Source organism: Nocardia sp. NBC_01503, from assembly GCF_036327755.1.
GTDB lineage: Bacteria > Actinomycetota > Actinomycetes > Mycobacteriales > Mycobacteriaceae > Nocardia.
The window spans coordinates 2,828,325-2,849,819 of sequence record NZ_CP109596.1 but is presented as its reverse complement, the minus strand read 5'-3'; the positions used below and the strand labels follow the sequence as shown (position 1 = coordinate 2,849,819).

The window sequence follows — 21,495 nt, the reverse complement described above, 5'->3', positions numbered from 1 at the left end:
TAGATCAGTTGGCCCACTTGGTGGTGCCATCCGCCGCCTGCAACGTCTGAATGAGCTCCAGACCGGCCGCGACCAGCGTCGGACCACCCACGGCGATGGTGCCGAGGATGCCGCCGATACCCGCGCCCGCGAGCAGACCGGGCACACAACCCGCGATCGCGGTGACCAGGCAGCCGATACCCGCGCCGAGCGCGGTGCCGACGAAGGTGCCGATACCGGTGGCCAGCGCGAACTGGGTGGAGAAGTTGCTCATCGCGCTTTGGTTCTCCCGCGCCGAGGCGATGGGCTTGACGGCCAGCTGCGCCGCGCCGGGCTGGAAGTCGGCGGGCTTCTCGGGAACGATCTCGAGAACCTTGCCGTCATCCTTGACCGTCGGCTTCACCTGCACATCGGTGCCCGCGACATCGAACTGCAGCGGGAAGGAGATTGCGGTGGCGCCCTTGACGTCCTTGACGTTGACGATCGTCACCTTGGGGTCTTCCGGAGTCGCCCCGTCCTGCTCGCTGAGCTCGAAGGTGCCGTTCTTGAGCGTCGAAACGACGGTCTTGACGTCCTTGTTGTCGACCTTCTGGTCAACGAGCTTGCTGGAGTAGGAGATCCCCGCGGGCTCCGTGGTGGCATCGGCGTGGGCAGAAGTCATCCCAATGGTCATTGCGCCGATGACCAAGGCAGCCGCCGCAGTGGTGCTGCGAAACTTCATTCGGTTTTTTCCAATCCGTCATCAGGTAAATCCGCTGTCCGCATCTTCGCCACGCGAGGCCCTGGCTTCCCTCGGGCCCTGCCTACGCGCTGGTGGCGACACTCCCCGAGCATGTGAAGATGCGCACAGACTTCGGACGACGTGATCTTAATCGAACGGTGGCCGATAAGCGACATTCGCGATGCCCTGAAAGACAGGGTCTTTCGAAGTAAGCCTGCCCTTTGTTAAACGCGTGATTTGCCGGGATTTACGGTGTGGGAACACGCTGGACAGTTAAGTTACCGACGGGTAACTTACTGTTCGTTAGGATACGAGCCAACCAAGGCGGACCAGGCCGTCCTCGGAGAGCTTGTTGAACCGGTCAGAAAGGTCGCGACATGAATGCCCTGACAGTGACACTGGGCACGATTGGGGCGGTGTTCACAGTCTTCTGTTGGGCATCGTTCATCGGTGGCGTACGAAACATCACGCGCACCATCATGGTCGGTCAGTCCGCACCCGATCGGTGGCGGCCGTTCATTCCCCGCTTCAAGACCATGCTCGTGGAGTTCCTCGCGCATACGCGCATGAACAAATTCCGCACGGTCGGCTGGGCGCACTGGCTGGTCATGATCGGCTTCCTCGCCGGGTTCATCCTGTGGTTCGAGGCCTACGGTCAGACTTTCGACCCCGAATTCCACTGGCCCATCATCGGGTCCTGGGGCATCTACCACCTGGTGGACGAAATCCTGGGCATCGGAACGATTGTCGGCATTCTGGTGCTGATCGCCATCCGCCAGCTGAACCACCCCCGTGTGCCGGAACGCCTTTCGCGCTTCAGCGGCTCGAAGTTCGCCCCCGCCTACGTGATCGAGGCCATCGTGCTGGTCGAGGGCCTGGGCATGGTCTTCGTCAAGGCGGGCAAGATCGCCACCTACGGCGAATCGCACACCTGGAGCGACTTCTTCACCGAGCAGGTCGCCAAGCTGCTGCCCGAATCGATCGCCATGGTGTCGATCTTCGCGTTCATCAAGCTCTGCTCCGGCGCGCTCTTCCTGCTGCTGGTCGGCCGCAATGTCACCTGGGGTGTGGCCTGGCACCGGTTCGCGGCCTTCCCGAACATCTACTTCAAGCGTGAGAACGACGGCACCGTCGCCCTCGGCGCCCTCAAGCCGATGATGTCGAACGGCAAGCCGATCGATATGGAGACCGCCGACCCGGACAACGACACCTTCGGTGTCGGAAAGTTCGAGGACTTCTCCTGGAAGGACATCCTCGACGTCACCACCTGCACCGAATGCGGTCGCTGCCAATCCCAGTGCCCCGCATGGAATACCGGTAAGCCGCTCTCGCCCAAGTTGCTGATCATGTCGCTGCGCGACCACGGTTACGCCAAGGCCCCGTACCTGCTGGCCGGTGGCCGTAAAGATATGGGCGGCGACGAGATCGGCCTCGTCGATGCCGAGGGCAAGCCGAATGAGCGTGCGCTGGCGAACATTTCGGAGGCCGCGCGGGCCGAGGCGGAGCGTCCGCTGGTGGGTGGCGAGGATGTCGGTGGCATTATCGATCCCGAGGTGTTGTGGTCGTGCACCACGTGTGGTGCGTGTGTGGAGCAGTGCCCGGTCGATATCGAGCATGTGGATCACATCATCGATATGCGCCGCTATCAGGTGTTGATCGAGTCGGAGTTCCCGTCCGAGTTGGCGGGGTTGTTCAAGAATTTGGAGAACAAGGGCAATCCGTGGGGGCAGAACGCCAAGGATCGCCTGAACTGGATCTCCGAGGTGGACTTCGAGATTCCGGTGTTCGGTCGGGACGCGGATTCCTTCGACGGGTACGAGTACCTGTTCTGGGTGGGTTGTGCGGGCGCGTATGAGGATCGGGCGAAGAAGACCACCAAGGCCGTGGCCGAGTTGCTGGCGACCGCGGGGGTGAAGTTCATGGTGCTGGGTCAGGAGGAGACCTGCACCGGTGACTCGGCGCGGCGTGCGGGTAACGAGTTCCTGTTCCAGCAGTTGGCGATGCAGAACATCGAACTGTTGAATTCGGTGTTCGAGGGTGTCGAGCAGGCCAAGAAGAAGATCGTGGTGACCTGTGCGCATTGCTTCAACGCGTTGAACAATGAGTATCCGCAGGTCGGTGGCTCCTATGAGGTGGTGCACCACACTCAGTTGTTGAACCGCCTGGTGCGTGGCAAGAACCTGATCCCGGTCTCGCCGGTGGCGAAGAATGTCACCTATCACGATCCGTGTTATCTGGGTCGGCACAACAAGATCTACGACGCTCCGCGTGAGTTGATGGCGGCGTCGGGGTCGAATCTGGTCGAGATGCCGCGTCATGGTGAGCGGTCGATGTGTTGTGGTGCCGGTGGCGCGCGGATGTGGATGGAGGAGCAGCTCGGCAAGCGCATCAACGTCGACCGTGTCGATGAGGCCCTCGATACCCTCGCGGGGGGTAATGAGCCGTCGTTGATCGCGACGGGGTGCCCGTTCTGCCGGGTGATGCTGACCGATGGTGTGACCGCGCGTAAGGATGGTGGCGAGGTCGGTCAGGGCACCGAGGTCGTCGATGTGGCGCAGTTGATGTTGGACTCGATCACTCGGGTCGAGTCGAGTGTGTTGAGCGAGAACCTGAAGGTTGTTCAGGTCCCGAAGGTCGAAGAGCCCGAACCGGTTTCCGAGCCCGCGCCGGTCGAGGCCGAGGCTCCTGTGGTCGAGACCGCCGCCGCGGCCGAGCCCAAGGCCGCACCCGCGGGTAAGGGCCTGGGTATGAAGGGGCCGGCCAAGGCACCCGGCGGCAAGGGTCTGGGTATGAAGGGCGCCGCCAAGGCTCCCGGCGCCAAGGCCGCCGCGCCTGCCGAGGCAGCGGCTCCGGCCGAGACCACCGAGGCGTCGTCGGCTCCGGCCGCCCCCGCCAAGGGCCTGGCTATGAAGGGTCCGGCCAAGGCTCCCGGTGGCAAGGGTCTCGCCATGAAGGGCGGCCTGAAGGCTCCCGGCGCGAAGGCCGCTCCGGCCGCTGAAACGCCCGCTCCCGCCGAGGCTTCCGCTCCGGAGGCCACCGCCGAGGCGTCGTCGGCTCCGGCCAAGCCCGTCAAGGGTCTGGCCATGAAGGGTCCGGCGAAGGCTCCCGGTAAGGGTCTGGCCATGAAGGGTGCCGCCAAGGCTCCCGGCGCCAAGGCCGCCACCCCGGCCGAACCCGCCGAAGCCAGCGCGGCTCCGGCGACCGAGGCTCCGGCGGAAGCGACGGCGGCTCCGGCCGATTCGGCTCCGGCGACGCCGGTCGAGGCCACCGAGGCCAAGCCGTCCATCGCACCCAAGGGTCTGGCCATGAAGTCCGGCCTCAAGCGCCCCGGCCCGAAGGCTCCCGGTGCTCCGGCCCCGGCTGCCGCCGAACCGGTCGCCACCGAGTCCAACGGCACCGCCGCCGAGAGCAATGGCAGCGCCGAAGGAAACGGTGCGGCCAAGCCGCCGGCGGCCAAGCCCGGTGGGCTCGGCTTCAAGTCCGGTATGAAGGCCCCAGGCAAGAAGAACTGACGCCGGAACAGCATCGGCGAGGGCGCGCTACCCACCCGGGTAGCGCGCCCTCGCTGTCTCATCCGAGGGTCACCATGATCGATTCTGCTAATGCTGGGCAAACACGATTGCCGATCTTCGCCCATACTCTGAGGTATGACGGATGCGGGAGCGGTTCGGGTCGAGATCGGGGTGGAGTCGCTCGCGGGGGTGCGGATCGCGGATGCGGCGGGCGCCACGCGGGTCGAATTGTGTACCGGACTGTCGGTGGGTGGACTGACGCCGAGTACGGCACTGGTGCGGGCCGCGGTCGAGACCGCCGACGATGTCCAGATCCATGTGCTGATCCGGCCGCGCCCGGGGGATTTCCGCTACTCCGCCGATGAGGTGGCGCTCATGCGCGCCGATATCGAGCAGGCGCGCGCGGCCGGGGCGCACGGCGTGGTGATCGGGGTCCTCGATGAGCAGGGCAATATCGCCGTCGCGGCCAATCGGGAACTGCTCGCCGCCGCCGAGGGGATGGAGGTCACCTGCCATCGGGCCTTCGATGTGTGCGCTGACCCCTACGGCGGATTCGATCAACTGTTGGAGTTGGGGTTCACCCGGCTGCTCACCTCGGGCCGACAGGTATCGGTACTGGACGGGGCAGCGCTCATCACGCGCCTGGTCACCCTGGCGGACGGGCGAATTCAGGTGATGCCCTGCGGTGGTCTGCGCGCCGACAACGCGCGCCGGGTGATCGAACTGACGGGTGCGCGGGATCTGCATGCGGCCGTGCGCATTCCGGTGCCCGCACTGTCCGCGGCGGACGCCACGGGGGTCGATTTCGCCGAGATCGGGGCGCCGCGCGGGTTCGATCATTTCGTCACCGATGCCGACGGGGTGGGTGCGCTCTGTGAGGCGGCGCGGCTTTCGGTATGAGGAAATATCCGATCTGGATGACGCGGTAATCCGCTGTGGGGGAAATGTTTGCTGTAGTACACGTCAAGTTTGCTGTGTCACAATAATTTCGAATTTCTCGAGCTAGGGCGCTTGACCAAAACGTTGCTGCCACATATCTTTCAGAGCACGATCTTGCTTCAAAGTGATTCGGATCACGTCACGGATCCATCACGGGACAGCACACCGGTCACCGCTGCCCCCTTGTCTCGCAAGGAGTTTCAAGTGTTTAGCAGCAGAAGACCGTACATCGCCATGGCCTCGATCGGCCTGACGCCATTTCTGATCGCGATCCTGCCCGGCGGGGTCGCGAACGCACACGGTTATGTCTCATCGCCGCTCAGCAGACAGGCGCAATGCGTCGAAAAGATTGTGTCCTGCGGGGAAATTCAGTACGAGCCGCAGAGTGTGGAAGGGCCCAAGGGCCTACGCAATTGCAGTGCGAATATCGCCAGATTCGCCGATCTCGACGATGACAGCAAAGGCTGGCGGGTCCAATCCGTGGACAGCACAGCGACTTTCAGCTGGACCTTCACCGCCCTGCACCGAACCCTCAACTGGGAGTACTACATCGGCAACACCCGCGTCGGGGTGGTCGACGGCAACAACCAGCCCCCACCCGACGGCGGCGTCACCCACACCATCGACCTGAGCGGCTTCAGCGGCAGACAGAAACTCATCGCCGTCTGGAATATCGGCGATACCGCCAATGCCTTCTACTCCTGCCTGGATCTGCAGATCGGCGGCGGATCACCCGGCACCACAACACCTCCCACCACGAAACCGCCGGTCACCACCACGGCCCCACCGACCACAACCAAGCCCCCGGTCACCACGACCGCGCCGCCCACATCGGCACCGCACACCACCCACCAGCACCCGACCACCACTGATCAGCCATCCGGCACCGAGTGGCGGGTGGGCGCGCACTACGCCGTCGGCGATGTGGTCACCTATCAAGGCGGTCGCTACCGCTGCCTGCAGGCGCATACCGTCTACGACCCGAACTGGATGCCTACCGCGACACCCGCGCTCTGGCAACGCATCTGACGGGTTTCCGAGCCCCTGATCCGGTCGCCGCACCGCGCCGCGGTGCCTGATCAGGGAAAAGGAGGGTGGCGCGTTCCGCCGAGCGCGCCACCCTCACCTGCGAACAGTGCCCGTCAGGGCTTGGAGTGCCGACCACCGCCGCCGCGGGGCGGCTGTTGCGGCTTCGCGGGCGGACGCCGAAGCGACGGGTCGGTGTCTTCGTAGACCGGATTCTGTTGCTCAGCAGCGGCTCTCAGCGACCAGGGTGGTGGTGACTCCTGCACCGCGCGCTGCGGTCCGGTACCCGGCCAGGACTGCGTCGGCGCCTCCTGCCACGCGTCCGACCTGGGCGGCGGGGTCTGATGCGGAACACGCGGAGTCGGAGCCGATTGCGCGGCATCGCTTTTCGCGGTGGGGCGGGCACCGACGGGACGCGCGGCCCGCTTGGCCGGACGGGGGCGATTCGCGGCGACCGCGCGGGCGGGCTGCTTACTTCCGAAGGGGCGGGCCAGGATTACCGCGATGGCGGTGGTGAGCGGGACCGAAAGGGCGAGGGCGATACCGCCGACTGCCGACCGCGCTATCTCGATACCGACCGCGTCACCGGTGAGCACATCGCGGATGGAGCGCCCCGCCACACTGAACAGCAGCAGCAGCGGCAGCGCGCCACCGGCGTAGGCGAGCACCAGGGTGTAGACGGTACTGGCGATATGGTCGCGCCCGACCCGCATGGCGGCGGCGAAAATGCCGCGGCGCGAAGCCTTTTCGTCCAGTGCGGCGAGTTCGAACGCCGCCGACGCCTGGGTGATGGTCACGTCATTGAGCACACCGAGCGAGCCGATGATGAAGCCCGCCAACAGCAATCCGGTGATGCTCACATGCTGCAGATAGGTCGCCACATTGGTGTTCTGCTCCTCGGACAACCCGGTCAGATGGGTCATCTTCAGTGCGACCCAAGACAATACGGCCGCCAGCACCATCGAGGTGAGCGTCCCCAGCAGCGCCGAACTGGTCCGCAGATTCACCCCGTGCGCCAAATACAGCACCGAGTAGAGAATGAGCGATCCCGCCACCAGCGCCACCGGAATGGCCGGTTTCCCATCCAGCAGCGCGGGCAGCATGAAGATCACCAGCACACCGAAGGCGAAGCCGAGCCCGATCAGCGCGCGCAATCCACGCCAGCGCGCCACCACGATAATGACCAGCGCGAAGATGCCGACGATAATGCCGAGCGGCAGTCCGCGCGCATAGTCGTCGAACGAGTACACGGTGGCCCCGTTGGTATCGCTCTGCCGCACGATGCGCAGACTGTCGCCGACCCGCAGGTCGGGCTGCCCCGGACCGGGCGCGATCTCGAAGAGCGTCTTCTTACCCTGGTCCGCCCCCGAATCGATGGTGACGATGCTGCGCTGGCAGTTGTACGCGTTACTGCGCGGCGCCTGCGGCTTGTCCTCGAACGGCTTACCCAGCGAGGGACTCCCGCACGGCCCGATGTCCTGACTGATCACCGTCCCCGCCTCGGTCACCAGCGCCCCACCACCGCCGTTCTGCATGGGCAGCGGAATATCCACATGCTGACTGCTCGGCCAAAGCCATACGGTCCCACCGAGTACCAGCACGCCGATGAACGTGAGCAGCCCGATGACAACCCACTTGGCGGTGGCCCCGATGGCAATGGGCCCGGAGTGGTCATGATGGTGATGATGGTGATCGCTCACCGGGCAACCCTAAACGAAAACGGTTCCCGCAGCGCGGACGGTATCGCCTCGAACTGGGCATAAAGAAAGGCTCGACGCGGAGGTCGAGCCTTGCAATTCCTGGAGGGGGCGGCGGAGAGCAGGGGGATGTCTCCGCCGCCCGGGACGGCGGCCCAGGGGGGGTAGGCCGACCAATCCAGGGCCAGACGTCCCAGGGGGGGTAGGAGGTCTGGCCGGGCACCTGAGTGCCGAGTCCCACTGTACACAAAAGACGGTTCTTTGCGCTAGCTAAGTCTCTAAAAACCCAACTTTTTCGTACTAGCGGTTTGTTTTGCTACTGACGGTAACCCGCGAGGAAATTGCCGAATCGCTCGATCGCCACGGACAGGTCGCGCGCCCACGGCAGCGTCACGATGCGCAGGTGGTCATGGTGCGGCCAGTTGAACCCGGTCCCCTGCACCATCAGGATCTTCTCCTGCAACAGCAGATCCAGCACCAACTTCGAATCATCGTGGATCTCATGCACTTCCGGATCCAGCCGCGGGAACGCGTACAGCGCGCCCTCCGGCTTCACACACGAGACGCCCGGAATCGTATTGAGCTTCTCCCACGCCACATCACGCTGCTCGAGTAGTCGCCCACCCGGCAGAATCAGATCCTCGATGCTCTGATGCCCGCCGAGCGCCACCTGAATGGCATGCTGCGCGGGCACATTCGGGCACAGCCGCGACGAGGCCAGCAGTGAGATGCCCTCCAGGAACCCCTCTGCATGATCGGTCGGCCCGGTGATCACCAGCCAGCCGGAGCGGTAACCCGCCACCCGATACGCCTTGGAGAGCCCGTTGAAGGTCAGGCACAGCAGGTCCGGGGCGAGCGAGGCCAGCGAAATATGCTTGGCGTCGTCGTACAGGATCTTGTCGTAGATCTCATCCGCGAGCAGCAGCAGTTGATGCTTGCGCGCCAGGTCGACAATCTGCTGCAGCACCTCCGCCGAGTACACCGCACCCGTCGGATTGTTCGGGTTGATCACGACAATCGCCTTGGTCTTGTCGGTGATCTTGGATTCCATATCGGCGATATCCGGCTGCCAGCCATTGGATTCATCGCAGAGGTAGTGCACCGGCGTACCACCGGCGAGGCTGGTCATGGCCGTCCACAGCGGATAGTCCGGCGCGGGCAGCAGCACCTCGTCGCCATTGTTCAACAACGCCTGCATGGTGATGGTGATCAGCTCGGAGACGCCATTGCCCAGGTAGACATCGTCCACATCGAACTTCGGGAAGCCCGGCACCACCTCGTAGCGGGTCACGATGGCCCGGCGCGCGGAGAGAATGCCCTTGGACTCGGAGTAACCCTGCGCGTACGGCAGGGCGGCGATGATGTCACGCATGATCACATCGGGCGCGTCGAAGCCGAACGGCGCGGGATTGCCGATATTGAGCTTGAGGATGCGGTGGCCCTCGGATTCCAGTCGCGCCGCGTGTGCGTGTACCGGCCCCCGGATCTCGTAGACCACGTTCTGGAGTTTGGTCGACTGCTCCAGGACGCGCGGGGACTTATGCGGTAGGTGACTGGAAGGACTCACCCGTCCAATGGTGCCATCCGTCCGCAACCAGCTTTTTTCAACGCGGCGAATCGGGCGGCAGCATGCCCTTGGCGGCGGTGGTACCGCAGAACTCCTCGATTCGCTCGTCCAGGTGCCGGGCCTCGATGGCCTCCCGGAACTCCGGGCAGGTGAGACGCTGACGCAGGCCGGTGAGGCGCTCCTCCAATTGCGCGATGCGCTTGTCCTCATCGAGCTGCAGGACCGGTTGCAGCGCCTCGGCGGCGCCGTCCAAACTGCCGTTGATCAGGTGCGCGGCGGCACTGTCCACCCTGGCCAGGGATTCCGCACCGTACGAGCGCTGTTCGGTGGGCCCGTTCGAATACAGGTCGATGGCGCGGCGGGTCGCCTCCAGCGCGGGCTCGGCCTGACCCAGATGGATATAGGTCGCGCCCGCGTAGTACTGCGCCTTGGGCTGGTTGAAACCGAAGACGCCGCCGACCTCGTCGTGCAGCGTGTCACTGGAGTTGCCGTCCCGCGCATCGTCCGCGGCGCGAATACACCGCTCGGTATCGGCGGGCGAACCGAGCCGGGACCAGATGCGCGCCTCGATATTGTGCAACCGCACCTGCGAGGTGGCGGACTCCGCGTACTGCTGTCCGCTCTGTGCCAGCAGTACCGCACGCCGCGGCCGCTCCGACCAGTACTCGATGAGCGCCTGCATCCCGCGGGTCCAGGCCCGTAAACCGTTGTGCTCACACAACTCCGCGTAAGCCCAAGCGGCTCTTGCCTGTTCACCGGCGGCGTCGACATAGCCGAGATCGGTGCTGGCATTGGCCAGCAGACCGGAGAGCGTGCCCGCGAGCAGATACAGATGCCCGGTATCGGCCGGACGCTGATGCCCCTCGAGCAGGCGGTAGACCCGGCGGCGCACCCGCAGCATCTCCACCATCATGGGCACGGGGGGTACGTGCACATAGTCATTGGCGATACGCGTGACATCGGCATCGAGCTGTTCCAGCGTGGTGGCACCCACATTGGAACCCTCCGCCCGGCCCGCATGCTCACTTGCTTCATGGGCAGCCGCCATGATCAGATCCCTCTCCGAAATAGCCGCTAACGCATCGCCCCTCATCGCACCCGTATCGACGAGTGCCAGCAGTTCCGCGTCGCTGGAATAACTGGCCTGCGCCGGAACGCCCTGGCGCACATCGAAACCGGGTACGGGGCGGTCGATCAAGGGCTGGTCGATCAAAGCCGCGAACCGTGCCCGCACAACATCGTCGGACCTGGCAAGGGAGGTATCGAGAGCGGCCTGATTGACGGGGCGGGGATGGACCCGATCGCCACCGGCCTCCCACTTCGAAACCAGGCGTTCGTGCACACCCAAATGTGCCGCGAACTCCCGGATACTCATCCGTTTGGCATCGCGGAGGGCACGGGCCTCTTTACCTGACCACTGCCGGACCACGATGTCATCCTTCCGAACGAACTCCGATGTCCAGGGTACGAGTGCATCGTGACAGCTGCCACAGCCGAGATGTAGCTGGTATCAGTCGCTTACGTGCCGGTAGCAGTGGCAGTGATTGGGCAGCGCAAGGAGGGCGTACCGGCATTCCCGCATCGTCCGCCCGGCCCCACCCTGGAATCGGGAGGCAAGGAGTCGGGTGGTGAACACGGACAAGCTGAGAACGGTGCAGGACTGGGTGTCCTTCTACCGGCACGAATTCGGGCTTCCGGTGACCGAACGCGGCGGCTTCGTCATGCTTCCCGTGACGGGCGAGGTCGGGGTGCTGCACCTGCCCGTCCCGCGCGCCGAAAAGGTCCGCAGCACACTGCATCAGCAGCGGCGCAGCGGTCCCATGCTGGCCAGACAGATTCGCTGGAGTTTTCTCACCGAGCCCGACGCCCATCCCGACGCGCAGATCATGGAGGTGCTCAACCGCCTCGATATCGGTATACCCGCGGTCGGCAGCGCGGTCATGCTGCCCACCGGACTCGGTCGCTGGACCCGCGAAGGCTGTCACTGGGTGGTGCCGCCCGCCCGCGATCGTCCACTCCCACCCCTGTCGATGCTCATTACGACAGCTCTGGCGGTGGGAACCGAAGGCGAGGACTGAACGCAGCCGGTTCTCGCACCGGCGCGGCAGGCGCCGGACCCGCCGAGTCCGCCCCATTTCCTGGCAGTCGACGGGGCGGACTCGGCGGGTGAACTCATGCCGAGTGGCAGCGCAGTGGCCGTGCTACGTCAGCCCGCGGGCGCGGCGGGAGCCGGGAACAGCGGCGGCAAGGTGGGCACGATCACCGGCGGCAGGCCCGGAATGATGGTGATGGTGTTCGGTCCCGGCGGGGGCGGGGCCTCGGTGGTGGTGGTCGTCTCGCGGCGCGGCGGTGGCGCGGCCAGGGACTCATTGGTGGCATCGGTGGTGGTGGGCGCGACCGTGGTGGTCTCGGTGGACGGACGCGTGGTGGTGGCCACCGCGGAGCTGGTCGCCGCGTCCGAGCTCTGCGAATCATGCTCCAGCACTTGCGGACCCCAGCCCAGCGAGACGCCGATGGCGGCGACCACGACCAGCGCGCCCACCGCCACCCCGGCAATGCTGATCTCCCGGCGACGACTGAACTTCTCCACCGCGCCGGCGCTGGATAGCAGCGGCGGGTCCGAGTCGTGCTGTGCCGGAATCGAATTCTCGAAGGCCGAGGTGAAGGGTGCGGCCGCGGGGCGCTGCCGCATCGGACGCGCCAGCATCGTGGCACCGCGGGTGGCGACCGTGCCCGGATTCGCGGGCACCAGCACCGGTACCCCCAGCCAGCGCCGCAAAACCCGTGCCACCAGCGGAATCTGGGCGCAGCCGCCGATCAGCGCGACCGCCTGCACCGGCTGCTCGGACCGCAGGATCACATCGCGCGCCATGCGCGCCGAAGACTCCACGGCCAGCATGATCAGCGCTTCGAAGTTCTCCTGGGACAGCAGCACCAGACCCTCGGTGGAGGGCAGCGCCACCGCACTGCTCTCGGAGAGTTGCTCTTTCGCGGTGCGGCACAGCGCGTCCAGTGCGGCCAGTCCGGCCGCGTCCGGCGGATGTGCGATCCGGCCGGAGGCTATCTGCTGCTCCCGAATCAGCGAATCCAGGTAATCGCCACTGATATCGCTGGTGCGCTCGGTGTAACTCACCTGGCGCGTAGCGGTATCGACCACGGTCACCGAGAGTCCGGACGCACCCAGATCGTAGAGCGCGACCGTACCGAATCCCTGCAGCTCACCGGAGAATTCGAGGAACTCCAGGGCCGCGATCACATCCGGCACGAGTTCGTAGTTGGTGAACTGGCGACGGGCCAGCTCGGCCCGAATCGCCCGCGCGTGCTGTTCATCGCGATAGGCGATGGCGGTGGCGGTGATCTGCGGATCAGCCGCCAGCACCGCACCGATGGCATCGGCGGCCAACTCCTCGACCCGGCGCTCACCGACCGGAACGGCCTGCACATCGAAGGATTCGGCCGCATGCGATTGCACCGTGCCGCGCTCGGCGGAGTTCCCGGCATGCGGGCGTGCCACGCGAACCGCGCCCGCCCCCACGGAAACTCCCAGTACCGAACTCATTCGCTGCCCATTCATTGCCACACTGACCGCGCTTCCACACCGAACGACGTGCGAGCGGAGCATATTACGGTGAGGTCACCGTACCTGTCGCCGCCACCTTACGACGCGCGGAGCGTTCCGTACACCCGCAGAGCTCAGTTGCCTTCGGGCGTTTGGAAGTTGAGGTACGCCCGCGACGGTGTGGGGCCGCGCTGACCCTGATACTTCGAGCCCGCCGCGGCACTGCCGTACGGGTTCTCGGCCGGGCTGCTCAACCGGAACAGGCACAGCTGTCCGATCTTCATACCGGGCCACAGGGTGATGGGCAGGTTCGCCACATTCGAGAGCTCCAGGGTGATGTGCCCGCTGAATCCCGGATCGATGAAGCCCGCGGTCGAGTGCGTGAGCAGGCCGAGGCGGCCCAGGCTCGACTTACCCTCGAGGCGGCCCGCGAGATCGTCCGGCAGGGTGCACACCTCGAGGGTGGAGCCCAGCACGAACTCGCCCGGGTGCAGCACGAACGGCTCGTTCACGCCGGGTTCGACCAGCGTGGTCAGCTCGTCCTGCCGTTGCGCGGGATCGATATGGGTGTAGCGGGTGTTGTTGAACACCCGGAACATACTGTCCAGCCGCACATCGATACTCGACGGCTGCACCAGCTTGTCGTCGAACGGGTCCAGCCCGAGACGCCCTTCGGCGATCTCCTTACGGATGTCGCGATCGGAAAGCAGCACGCCAAGAGACTAGTTGCCGCCGTCGGTCACCTCGTCCTTCGGGGTCTTGGTGAGTTCCACGACCTGGCGGGCGGGCAGCGGCCAACTCGAATGCGCCTCGGCCCGCATGCGGTCGACCATATGCGGATAGTGCAGTTCGAAGGCCGGGCGTTCGCTGCGCACGCGCGGTAGTTCGTAGAAGTTGTGCCGCGGCGGCGGGCAAGTCGTGGCCCACTCCAGGGAGTTGCCGTAACCCCACGGATCGTCGACCGTGACCACTTCGCCGAAGCGGTAGCTCTTGAAGACATTCCAGACGAACGTGATCATCGACAGCCCGAGTACGAAGGAGCCGACGGTCGAGATGGTGTTCAGCGTGGTGAAGCCGTCGCTGGGCAGATAGTCCGCGTACCGCCGCGGCATACCTTCGTTCCCCAGCCAGTGCTGCACCAGGAAGGTGAGGTGGAAGCCGAAGAACGTGGTCCAGAAATGGAGTTTGCCCAGCCGTTCGTCCATGAGCCGGCCGGTCATCTTCGGAAACCAGAAGTAGATGCCCGCGAAGGTCGCGAACACGATGGTGCCGAAGAGCACATAGTGGAAGTGCGCGACCACGAAGTAGGTATCGGAGACGTGGAAGTCGAGCGGCGGACTCGCGAGGATGACGCCCGACAGACCGCCGAACAGGAATGTCACCAGGAAGCCCAGCGCCCACAGCATGGGCGTTTCGAAGGTCAACTGCCCGCGCCACATGGTGCCGATCCAGTTGAAGAACTTCACGCCCGTCGGCACCGCGATCAGGAAGGTCATGAGCGAAAAGAACGGTAGTAGTACCGATCCCGTCGCGTACATGTGGTGCGCCCAGACCGCCACAGACAGCGCCCCGATGGAGAGTGTCGCGTAAACCAGTGTGCTGTAACCGAATAGCGGTTTGCGGCTGAACACCGGGAAGATCTCGGTGACGATGCCGAAGAACGGCAGCGCCACGATGTATACCTCCGGGTGACCGAAGAACCAGAACAGGTGCTGCCACAGAATCGCCCCGCCATTGGCGGGATCGTAGATGTGCGCACCCAGATGCCGATCCACCGCCAGTGCCATCAGCGCCGCGGTCAGAATTGGAAAGGCAAGCAGCACAAGCACACTCGTCACCAGGATATTCCAGGTGAAGATGGGCATGCGGAACATGGTCATACCCGGGCAGCGCAGACAGATGATCGTGGTGATCATATTGACGCCACCCAGAATGGTGCCGACACCCGAGACCGCCAGGCCCATGATCCACAGATCCGCGCCGACGCCCGGCGCGTGCACGATATCCGAGAGCGGTGTGTACGCGGTCCAGCCGAAGTCGGCCGCACCGCCCGGGGTGACGAATCCGGCCGTCGCGATGGTCGCGCCGAACAGGTACAGCCAGTAGCTGAAGGCGTTCAAACGCGGGAACGCCACATCGGGCGCGCCGATCTGCAGCGGCAGCACCGCGTTCGCGAAGCCGAACAGGATCGGGGTCGCATAGAACAGCAGCATGATGGTGCCGTGCATGGTGAACAGCTGGTTGAACTGCTCCGGCGACAGGAATTGCAGGCCGGGCCGGGCCAGCTCCGCCCGCATCAGCAGGGCCAGCAGACCGCCGACGAGGAAGAAGGTCATGGCCGTGAACAGGTACATGATCCCGAGCACCTTGGGATCGGTGGTCGTGATCGCCTTCCAGAGGAAGGACCCCTTGGGTTCTCGCCGACGAGTGGAAGGCCGCACGGCCTCGAGTTGCGGGATATCCCGCGATGGCACCGCGGTCATACGTCACCCCCGAGCAGGGCAGCACCAGCCGCACGCGCACCCGCAAACGTCCAGCGCATCCCAAAGTTACTGTGGTGGACGGGCTTTCGACCCTGGGAGACAGTCTACGACCGCTGCCGTACAAAACCCGGCGGTTCGCGGAATTGCGCTCCGATCTCCGGCGCGCCGCCCGGGACACGGCGAAACACTCACAGGAATCACCTCGGAGCAGCGGCGCACAGACCCCCGAACACGCGCGGAGCTGGGCGAATGGGGAAAGGGTTGCGTCCCGCCGGACCCGGTCTGATAGAGTCGCGAACGCGTCAAGAGGCACTGCCGATGTAGTTCAATGGTAGAACTCCTGCTTCCCAAGCAGGTAGCGCGGGTTCGATTCCCGTCATCGGCTCAGAATGGAAAACCCGCTCCTGCGAGCGGGTTTTTTTCATGCCCGGTTCGAACCGCTGTTCATCACCGAACGCATTCGGTGACTATGCGTTTGGTGGCGGTTCCGGCCTTGCGGAGGTCGTCGCCGGTGAGACCGATGCCGACCGGATTGTTGTAGCCGTGGTCGATGAGCTTCTGGATACCGCTCTGGGACAGCCCCTCGTCGACGTAGATTCCGGCCACGCAGTCGGCGGTCTTCGAGTCGAGTCCGGCCTTGTCCTGCAAGGACTTCGAGATCTGCGGAGCGGTGAGCGTACCGCTCGTCGGCGCACCGCTGGTGGTGGCGACGCCCGAGGAGGTGGTGGTCGTGGTGACCGCGGGTGCGGTGGTGGTGACGGCGACCGCCGGGGTGGTCGCCGAGACCGGATTGACGGGCGCACCGGACTTGTCCTCGCTGCTACAGGCGGCGAGCAGGGGCAACGCCAGCAGCGCCACGGCGATAGCGGTTTTCCTCATGGCATTCCTCGATCTCTCGGGCGACGGGGGGTTCGTTCGCCGTCACCCGAGAGTGCGCGCCGACGCTTACGATCGGCTAGGGAAACGCCAAAAGCGCCGGTGTGAAACTACTTCAGGCACTCACTGACGATCTTATTGGTGGCCGAGCGCGCCTTGTCGGCATCCGCACCGCTCAAACCCATCGACTCCGGATCGGTGGCGGTGGCGTTCTTGGTGTCGTTCTTGATCATGAGGCGCAGCCCATCCTGCGAAATCCCCTCGTCCACAAAGAGTTTCGCCGCACAGTTGGCGAGCTTCTCATCCTTGAGGCCACCGTCCTGCAGCGACTTGGAGATCTCGGCCTGCGAGACGGCGGGCTTGTCGTCACCGCCGCCACCACAACCGGCCAACAGCGGCAGCGCAACGAGCGCGGCGGCGATCAGGGAAATCCGCACGGGTTCCTCACTTCTGGAGAATGTATGGGTTGGACCGGGAGGAACGATCTCACAGATCCATGGCGGCGCGCAGCGCTGTGTCGATTCGCTCGGCGGTCTCGGTGTCGACCTCGTCGATGCGCTCGGCCAGCCAATCCCGGTAGATACGACCGAGATTGCCCGCGTGCACCCAACCGTGCCCGGGAATCGGCACCGCGAGAATGTCGCGCGGATCCTCGTCCATCACCTCGGCGGCGATCAACCAGGGTCGCGGCGACTCATTGATACCGTCGCTGCTGATCAGCAGGATATTGCGAATGCGGGCGGAGCCGTGCGGGTGATAAACCCAGACTTCACCCCTGCGCACGCAACTCCTGCTCCGCGGCGGCCAGCTCCGCCTCGTCGTCCAGCGCCAGCCGCACCGGGTCGAAGCCGGGTCCGCAGCCGGTGCGCACCGCCTCGCGCCGCGCGGCCCGCGATATCCAGGCCGAGGGCGACATACCCGCGCGGGCCGCGGCCTGCTCGGCATACGCCCAGGACGCCTCATCGAGTGAGAGAGTCACCTTACGGGTTGCCATACCTTTTATCGTACCGTCGACGGCACCGACGGGAAGGCTGGTCGAGGGCCGAAAAGCTCAATTGGCCGTCGGCCAACAACTGTTAGGGTCGGTGCACAGCCAGCACTCGGCCGGGAGCCTCCTATGACGAAGTTGAACCATCACCGCGCGGGCAGCGGCGCACCGCTCGTACTCGTCCACGGTGTCGGCAGCCGCTGGCAGGTCTGGGAACCGGTCATCGCCACCCTCGCCGAATCCTTCGAGGTGATCGCGGTGGACCTGCCCGGTTTCGGCGACAGCGAACCGCTGCCGAACACCACCGTGTCCACCCTCGCCGACGCCCTGGTCGACTTCCTCACCGCCGAAGGTATCGAAAACCCGCACCTGGCAGGCAATTCCATGGGCGGCGGCATCATCCTGGACCTCGCCACGCGCGGCTTGGCCCGCTCGGTCACCGCCTACTCCCCCATCGGATTCTGGGATACGCCCGGCCGGATCTGGTGCCAGCAGGCGCTGGGCCGCGCCAAACAACTCACCCGGGTGCTGCATCCGGCGGTCCCGGCGCTGCTCGGCAATGCCGTGGGCCGCACCACCTGCCTGAGCCTGGTGCTCGGCAAGCCCTGGGCGCTGGACCCGCGCATTGCCGTCGACACCGTCGAGGGCCTGCTCGGCGCGGGCGGCTTCGATGCCGCACTGGCCTCGTTCACCGATTTCCGGCTGCCCGACCGCACTCGGTTGGAGACCATCCCGATCACCATCGCCTGGGGCAACCGTGACATTCTGCTCACGTACGCCACCCAGGCCCGGCGCGCCCGCGAGGTCCTGCCGGGCGCGCGGCATGTCACGCTGCACGGCAGCGGGCATACGCCGTTCTACGACGACCCGACCGGCTGCGCCCGGCTCCTGCTGGACCAGCTGGACTGATACCGAGCAGCCGAAGAGGAAAGACCGTGAGCAACAACGTCTCCCTGCGTTTCGCAGGCGACCGCGCCTACGTCGCCCTGGACCGCCCCGACAAGCACAACGGCCTCACCATCGAGATGCTCCGCGAACTGGTGCGCGTCGCACGGAAGATCGAGCAGCGCAAGGAAATTCGCGCGGTCATCCTCTCCGGTAACGGTCCCAGCTTCTGCTCGGGCCTCGATGTCGCCAAGGCCATGGGCAATCCCCTCGCGGTGGCGCGGTCCTTCATCCCACTGCCGTGGACCGGCACCAATGCCTTCCAGGAAGCGTGCTGGGCATGGCGGCGACTACCGCAACCGGTCATCGCGGTCGTACACGGACGCTGCTACGGCGGCGGCCTGCAGATCGCCCTCGCCGCCGACTTCCGTCTCGTCACACCGGATTCCGAATTCTCGGTAATGGAGGCCAAGCACGGCCTCATCCCGGATATGACCGGCGCCGCCACCCTGTCCCGGCTGATCGGCATCGATAAAGCGCTGCTGCTCACCATGACCGCCGACCCGGTGGACGCCACCTACGCCGAGCGCATCGGCCTGGTCACCGAGGTGAGCGCCGACCCGCTCGCCGCGGCCGAGAAGCTCGCCGACCGCATCGCCACCCGCTCCCCGCATGCGGTCGCGAGCGCCAAGCGCCTCTTCGACCGCACCTGGCACTCCTCGGTTCGGCGCGCCCTCGCCATCGAGCGCGCCACCCAACTGCCACTGATCGTCCGGCAGGCCCTCGGCAAGGGTTCCGAGCCCGAGTAGCGGGCGCACACCATCGACCTTGCCGGAGAGTTGCTGGAGCCGACCGCACTCTCCATCGGGGACCGGGCGCGGAGCTCCGCGCCCGGTATCGCCGAGTCATGGCGTCGGCATCTGTTGTGCCACAACGGGCTCGGCCCGGGCACATACGGCGTTTCGCACGACCGCCGATAAGTTGCCACGACTCGCCATACGGACGCGTCTACCCAGCTCAGTGGCCAGTCAGTGCTAGGAATAAGGAACGTAAGCCAATTCACGGCAAACAATTTCACCTGCTATCCCGCAAGCCCCAGTTCCGCTGTTAGCATTTTCACACTTTGCCAGCGAGTCGAACACCTTGTGCGGCTGGTCACATACCGTGCGGTCGCGCATGATTTTCGGCGAGAACCGGAGGACCCACGCATTGAACAAGTCCGCCCCCCTGCTGCTGTCCGCCATAGCAGGTGCCACGGCCTTGCTCCTTACCGTGACCGGCCCCGCAGCAGCCAATCCCAATGCCATCAATCCGATTCCGGTGCTCAACGGCACCAATGGGCTGCCCCAGCTTCCCGGCCGCACCAAAGCGGTCTTTCAGGTCACCGGTATGCAGAGCCCCAACAACACCCAGGCCTACAACGTGCTCGGCACCGACCTCGGCATCATGTGGGACAACGGCAATGGCGAAATGCTCACCACCTTCGGTGACACCGCCGGACTCGGTTTCCCCAATCTGCTGGTCGGCAGCACCTGGGCCTGGCGCTCCAACATCCTGGTCCGCTCACACACCCAGAACCCCGTCAACGGCATCTACTTCGACAGCGTCGTGCGCGATATCTTCGGCCAGGCGCGCGACCTCATCCCCAGCCCGAAGATCCCGTTCCTGGAGATCAGCCGCATCCCCACCGCCGCCATCTCGGTCGGCGGCACCCAGTTCATGAGCCTCATGTCGGTCAAGAGCTGGGACGACGTCGGTCAGTGGACCACCAACTTCTCCGGGCTCGCCGCCTCCGGCGACAATGGCGAGAACTGGGTCGAACTGCCCGCCACCCGCCGCGCCGACGAGAACGGCAATGGCAATTTCCAGATGAACGCCTTCGTCAAGAACGGCGGCTTCGTCTACGAGTACGGCACCGCGTCGGGCCGGGACAATCCCGCCTTCGTCGCCCGCGTCCCCGAGGCCGCGATCGGCGATCTCGGCGCCTACGAATACTGGTGCGGCGACCAGTGGAAGCGCGGCGATGTGGACGGCGCCACCCCGGTCATCGGCGGCGGTATCGCCGAAATGTCGGTGCAGTGGAACGACTATCTCGGGCAATACATCATGCTCACCACGGACCCGTGGAATTCGGTGGTCATGTACCGCTCGCCGAATCCGGAGGGGCCGTGGAGCGGGCCCGAGGTGCTGATCGATACGCGTGAACTGCCCACCGCGTACGCGCCGTCGATCTTCCCGTATCAGACCGGTCGTGACCTGTACTTCCTCACGACTGTGCACAGCCAGTACAACGTGATCCTCATGCACACGACGCTCTAGTACTCCGTCATTCCGGCATGCTTTTGGCCGGGATCCACACTCCGCAGCGGCTGTGCGGCTCGGTGTGAATCCCGGCCAAAAACGCGCCGGGATGACGGCGCAGTGGCGCCGCGGGGGCGTTTTCCTGGTACAACGCCGCCGAGCGCGGCTTCTAGACTCGGTGGCATGGACGCCGACGGCTGGGACAAGCACTACTCGAATACCGAGTTGGTGTGGGGCGCACCGCCGAATGACACCGTGGTCGAGCAGGTGTTCGGGCTGGAACGGCGACTGCCGCTCGCCGGGGGCGACGAACCGCGACCGGAACTGCCGCGGGCACTCGACCTCGGCTGCGGCGAGGGGCGCAACGCGCTCTGGCTGGCCACGCACGGCTGGCAGGTCGATGCCGTGGATTACTCACAGGTGGGGATAGACAAGGGGCGCACGGTGGCCTCGCGGCTGTCCCGTTCGGTGCGCGGGCGCATCCACTGGCACTGGGCCGATGTGAACGCCCTCGAAGCCGCCGGACTCACCGGGCCGTACGAATTGGTGCTGCTGGCCTTCGTGCACCTGCCCGCGGACCGGCGTCGCGTCCTGCTGCTGCGGGCGGCCGAGATGCTCTCGCCCGGCGGCACCCTGCTGGTACTGGGCAATGACAGCCTCAACCTGACCGAGGGCTATGGCGGCGAACAGAATCCGGAGTTGTTGTTCACCCCGAACGATGTGGTCGCCGACCTCGGACCGGCCGGCGACGACCTGCGTATTCGGGTGGCCGACCGCATTGCGCGCCCCACCGAGGAGCGGGACGCCATCGATGCGCTGGTGGTAGCCACCAAACCCGTTCCGCTGGAGGAAGGTCCGGAGCTTGCGGGTCTTGAAGGCGCTGAACCCTCGGAAGGCCCGACATAGCGGGGTGTGGATCCCGGCCAAAGCATGCCGGGATGACGGGACTGTGACGGGATGAC

Annotated in this window: 18 protein-coding genes, 1 tRNA gene and 1 pseudogene; 9 read left to right on the top strand and 11 right to left on the bottom strand. The window is 65.4% G+C overall.

The window, feature by feature from the left end; all coding sequences use genetic code 11:
• Window positions 1-4: 4 nt before the first annotated feature.
• Entirely contained in the window at window positions 5-640 is a 636-nt protein-coding gene (locus OHB26_RS12775) for a hypothetical protein (RefSeq protein WP_330184380.1), read from the bottom strand.
• Window positions 641-1,077: 437 nt separating this feature from the next.
• Here OHB26_RS12775 and OHB26_RS12770 point away from each other — a divergent pair, with 437 nt between their 5' ends.
• From OHB26_RS12770 to OHB26_RS12760, 3 genes are all read left to right on the top strand, one after another.
• Window positions 1,078-4,212, top strand: coding sequence for a (Fe-S)-binding protein (locus OHB26_RS12770; RefSeq protein ID WP_330184379.1), 3,135 nt, complete (start codon window positions 1,078-1,080; stop codon window positions 4,210-4,212).
• A 135-nt stretch (window positions 4,213-4,347) separates the two neighbouring features.
• Complete coding sequence (locus OHB26_RS12765) at window positions 4,348-5,112, top strand: copper homeostasis protein CutC (RefSeq protein WP_330184378.1); 765 nt, start codon at window positions 4,348-4,350, stop codon at window positions 5,110-5,112.
• Window positions 5,113-5,355: 243 nt separating this feature from the next.
• Window positions 5,356-6,180 carry a lytic polysaccharide monooxygenase gene (locus OHB26_RS12760; RefSeq protein WP_330184377.1) on the top strand — a complete coding sequence of 275 codons (825 nt, stop codon included), beginning with the start codon at window positions 5,356-5,358 and terminating at the stop codon, window positions 6,178-6,180.
• 422 nt (window positions 6,181-6,602) lie between these two features.
• Here OHB26_RS12760 and OHB26_RS12755 read toward each other — a convergent pair.
• The 3 genes and pseudogenes from OHB26_RS12755 to OHB26_RS12745 all read right to left on the bottom strand — a co-directional run.
• Window positions 6,603-7,877: pseudogene (locus OHB26_RS12755) on the bottom strand (YibE/F family protein); the annotation flags it as partial.
• A gap of 313 nt (window positions 7,878-8,190) precedes the next feature.
• Window positions 8,191-9,450 carry a pyridoxal phosphate-dependent aminotransferase gene (locus tag OHB26_RS12750; RefSeq protein ID WP_330185619.1) on the bottom strand — a complete coding sequence of 420 codons (1,260 nt, stop codon included), beginning with the start codon at window positions 9,448-9,450 and terminating at the stop codon, window positions 8,191-8,193.
• 28 nt (window positions 9,451-9,478) lie between these two features.
• Window positions 9,479-10,870, bottom strand: coding sequence for a helix-turn-helix transcriptional regulator (locus tag OHB26_RS12745; RefSeq protein WP_330184376.1), 1,392 nt, complete (start codon window positions 10,868-10,870; stop codon window positions 9,479-9,481).
• 199 nt (window positions 10,871-11,069) lie between these two features.
• Between OHB26_RS12745 and OHB26_RS12740 the strand changes: the two genes are divergently transcribed.
• Window positions 11,070-11,519 carry a hypothetical protein gene (locus OHB26_RS12740; RefSeq protein WP_330184375.1) on the top strand — a complete coding sequence of 150 codons (450 nt, stop codon included), beginning with the start codon at window positions 11,070-11,072 and terminating at the stop codon, window positions 11,517-11,519.
• Between the two features lie 128 nt (window positions 11,520-11,647).
• Here OHB26_RS12740 and OHB26_RS12735 read toward each other — a convergent pair whose 3' ends face one another.
• The 3 genes from OHB26_RS12735 to ctaD all read right to left on the bottom strand — a co-directional run bounded on the left by OHB26_RS12735 (window position 11,648) and on the right by ctaD (window position 15,483).
• On the bottom strand, window positions 11,648-13,000 hold the full coding sequence (locus OHB26_RS12735; protein ID WP_330184374.1) for an Hsp70 family protein: 1,353 nt from the start codon (window positions 12,998-13,000) through the stop codon (window positions 11,648-11,650).
• A gap of 134 nt (window positions 13,001-13,134) precedes the next feature.
• Window positions 13,135-13,713 (bottom strand): dCTP deaminase, encoded by a 579-nt coding sequence (gene dcd, locus OHB26_RS12730; RefSeq protein WP_067574750.1) that lies wholly within the window; start codon window positions 13,711-13,713, stop codon window positions 13,135-13,137.
• A 9-nt stretch (window positions 13,714-13,722) separates the two neighbouring features.
• Window positions 13,723-15,483, bottom strand: a complete 1,761-nt coding sequence (gene ctaD / locus OHB26_RS12725) for an aa3-type cytochrome oxidase subunit I (protein WP_330184373.1) — start codon at window positions 15,481-15,483, stop codon at window positions 13,723-13,725.
• Between the two features lie 314 nt (window positions 15,484-15,797).
• On the opposite strand from ctaD, the gene OHB26_RS12720 reads away from it, so the two are divergent.
• Window positions 15,798-15,868, top strand: a tRNA-Gly gene (locus tag OHB26_RS12720).
• Window positions 15,869-15,930: 62 nt separating this feature from the next.
• Here OHB26_RS12720 and OHB26_RS12715 read toward each other — a convergent pair.
• The 4 genes from OHB26_RS12715 to OHB26_RS12700 form a co-directional block, all read right to left on the bottom strand.
• On the bottom strand, window positions 15,931-16,362 hold the full coding sequence (locus OHB26_RS12715; protein WP_330184372.1) for a hypothetical protein: 432 nt from the start codon (window positions 16,360-16,362) through the stop codon (window positions 15,931-15,933).
• Between the two features lie 107 nt (window positions 16,363-16,469).
• A complete protein-coding gene (locus tag OHB26_RS12710) occupies window positions 16,470-16,796 on the bottom strand; it encodes a hypothetical protein (protein ID WP_067574747.1) in 327 nt (108 codons plus the stop codon).
• Between the two features lie 49 nt (window positions 16,797-16,845).
• Window positions 16,846-17,142: a hypothetical protein gene (locus OHB26_RS12705; RefSeq protein ID WP_330184371.1), complete on the bottom strand. Its 297-nt coding sequence runs from the start codon at window positions 17,140-17,142 to the stop codon at window positions 16,846-16,848.
• On the bottom strand, window positions 17,129-17,353 hold the full coding sequence (locus OHB26_RS12700; protein WP_330184370.1) for a hypothetical protein: 225 nt from the start codon (window positions 17,351-17,353) through the stop codon (window positions 17,129-17,131). Before OHB26_RS12700 ends, OHB26_RS12705 begins: the two co-directional genes overlap by 14 nt.
• Before the next feature lie 123 nt (window positions 17,354-17,476).
• Between OHB26_RS12700 and OHB26_RS12695 the strand changes: the two genes are divergently transcribed.
• The 4 genes from OHB26_RS12695 (at window position 17,477) to OHB26_RS12680 (ending at window position 21,439) form a co-directional block, all read left to right on the top strand.
• On the top strand, window positions 17,477-18,256 hold the full coding sequence (locus OHB26_RS12695; protein WP_330184369.1) for an alpha/beta fold hydrolase: 780 nt from the start codon (window positions 17,477-17,479) through the stop codon (window positions 18,254-18,256).
• 26 nt (window positions 18,257-18,282) lie between these two features.
• Entirely contained in the window at window positions 18,283-19,041 is a 759-nt protein-coding gene (locus OHB26_RS12690) for a crotonase/enoyl-CoA hydratase family protein (RefSeq protein WP_330184368.1), read from the top strand.
• A gap of 367 nt (window positions 19,042-19,408) precedes the next feature.
• On the top strand, window positions 19,409-20,551 hold the full coding sequence (locus tag OHB26_RS12685) for a DUF4185 domain-containing protein (RefSeq protein WP_442942928.1): 1,143 nt from the start codon (window positions 19,409-19,411) through the stop codon (window positions 20,549-20,551).
• A gap of 165 nt (window positions 20,552-20,716) precedes the next feature.
• Window positions 20,717-21,439: a class I SAM-dependent methyltransferase gene (locus OHB26_RS12680; protein ID WP_330184366.1), complete on the top strand. Its 723-nt coding sequence runs from the start codon at window positions 20,717-20,719 to the stop codon at window positions 21,437-21,439.
• Window positions 21,440-21,495 lie beyond the last annotated feature (56 nt).

Bases quoted from the DNA above. Each gene is read 5' to 3' on its own strand.
- OHB26_RS12775 (WP_330184380.1), bottom strand. From the start codon at position 640: ATGACTTCTGCCCACGCCGATGCCACCACGGAGCCCGCGGGGATCTCC.
- OHB26_RS12770 (WP_330184379.1), top strand. From the start codon at position 1,078: ATGAATGCCCTGACAGTGACACTGGGCACGATTGGGGCGGTGTTCACA.
- OHB26_RS12765 (WP_330184378.1), top strand. From the start codon at position 4,348: ATGACGGATGCGGGAGCGGTTCGGGTCGAGATCGGGGTGGAGTCGCTC.
- OHB26_RS12735 (WP_330184374.1), bottom strand. From the start codon at position 13,000: ATGAGTTCGGTACTGGGAGTTTCCGTGGGGGCGGGCGCGGTTCGCGTG.
- ctaD (WP_330184373.1), bottom strand. From the start codon at position 15,483: ATGACCGCGGTGCCATCGCGGGATATCCCGCAACTCGAGGCCGTGCGG.
- OHB26_RS12715 (WP_330184372.1), bottom strand. From the start codon at position 16,362: ATGAGGAAAACCGCTATCGCCGTGGCGCTGCTGGCGTTGCCCCTGCTC.
- OHB26_RS12700 (WP_330184370.1), bottom strand. From the start codon at position 17,353: ATGGCAACCCGTAAGGTGACTCTCTCACTCGATGAGGCGTCCTGGGCG.
- OHB26_RS12695 (WP_330184369.1), top strand. From the start codon at position 17,477: ATGACGAAGTTGAACCATCACCGCGCGGGCAGCGGCGCACCGCTCGTA.
- OHB26_RS12685 (WP_442942928.1), top strand. From the start codon at position 19,409: ATGATTTTCGGCGAGAACCGGAGGACCCACGCATTGAACAAGTCCGCC.
- OHB26_RS12680 (WP_330184366.1), top strand. From the start codon at position 20,717: ATGGACGCCGACGGCTGGGACAAGCACTACTCGAATACCGAGTTGGTG.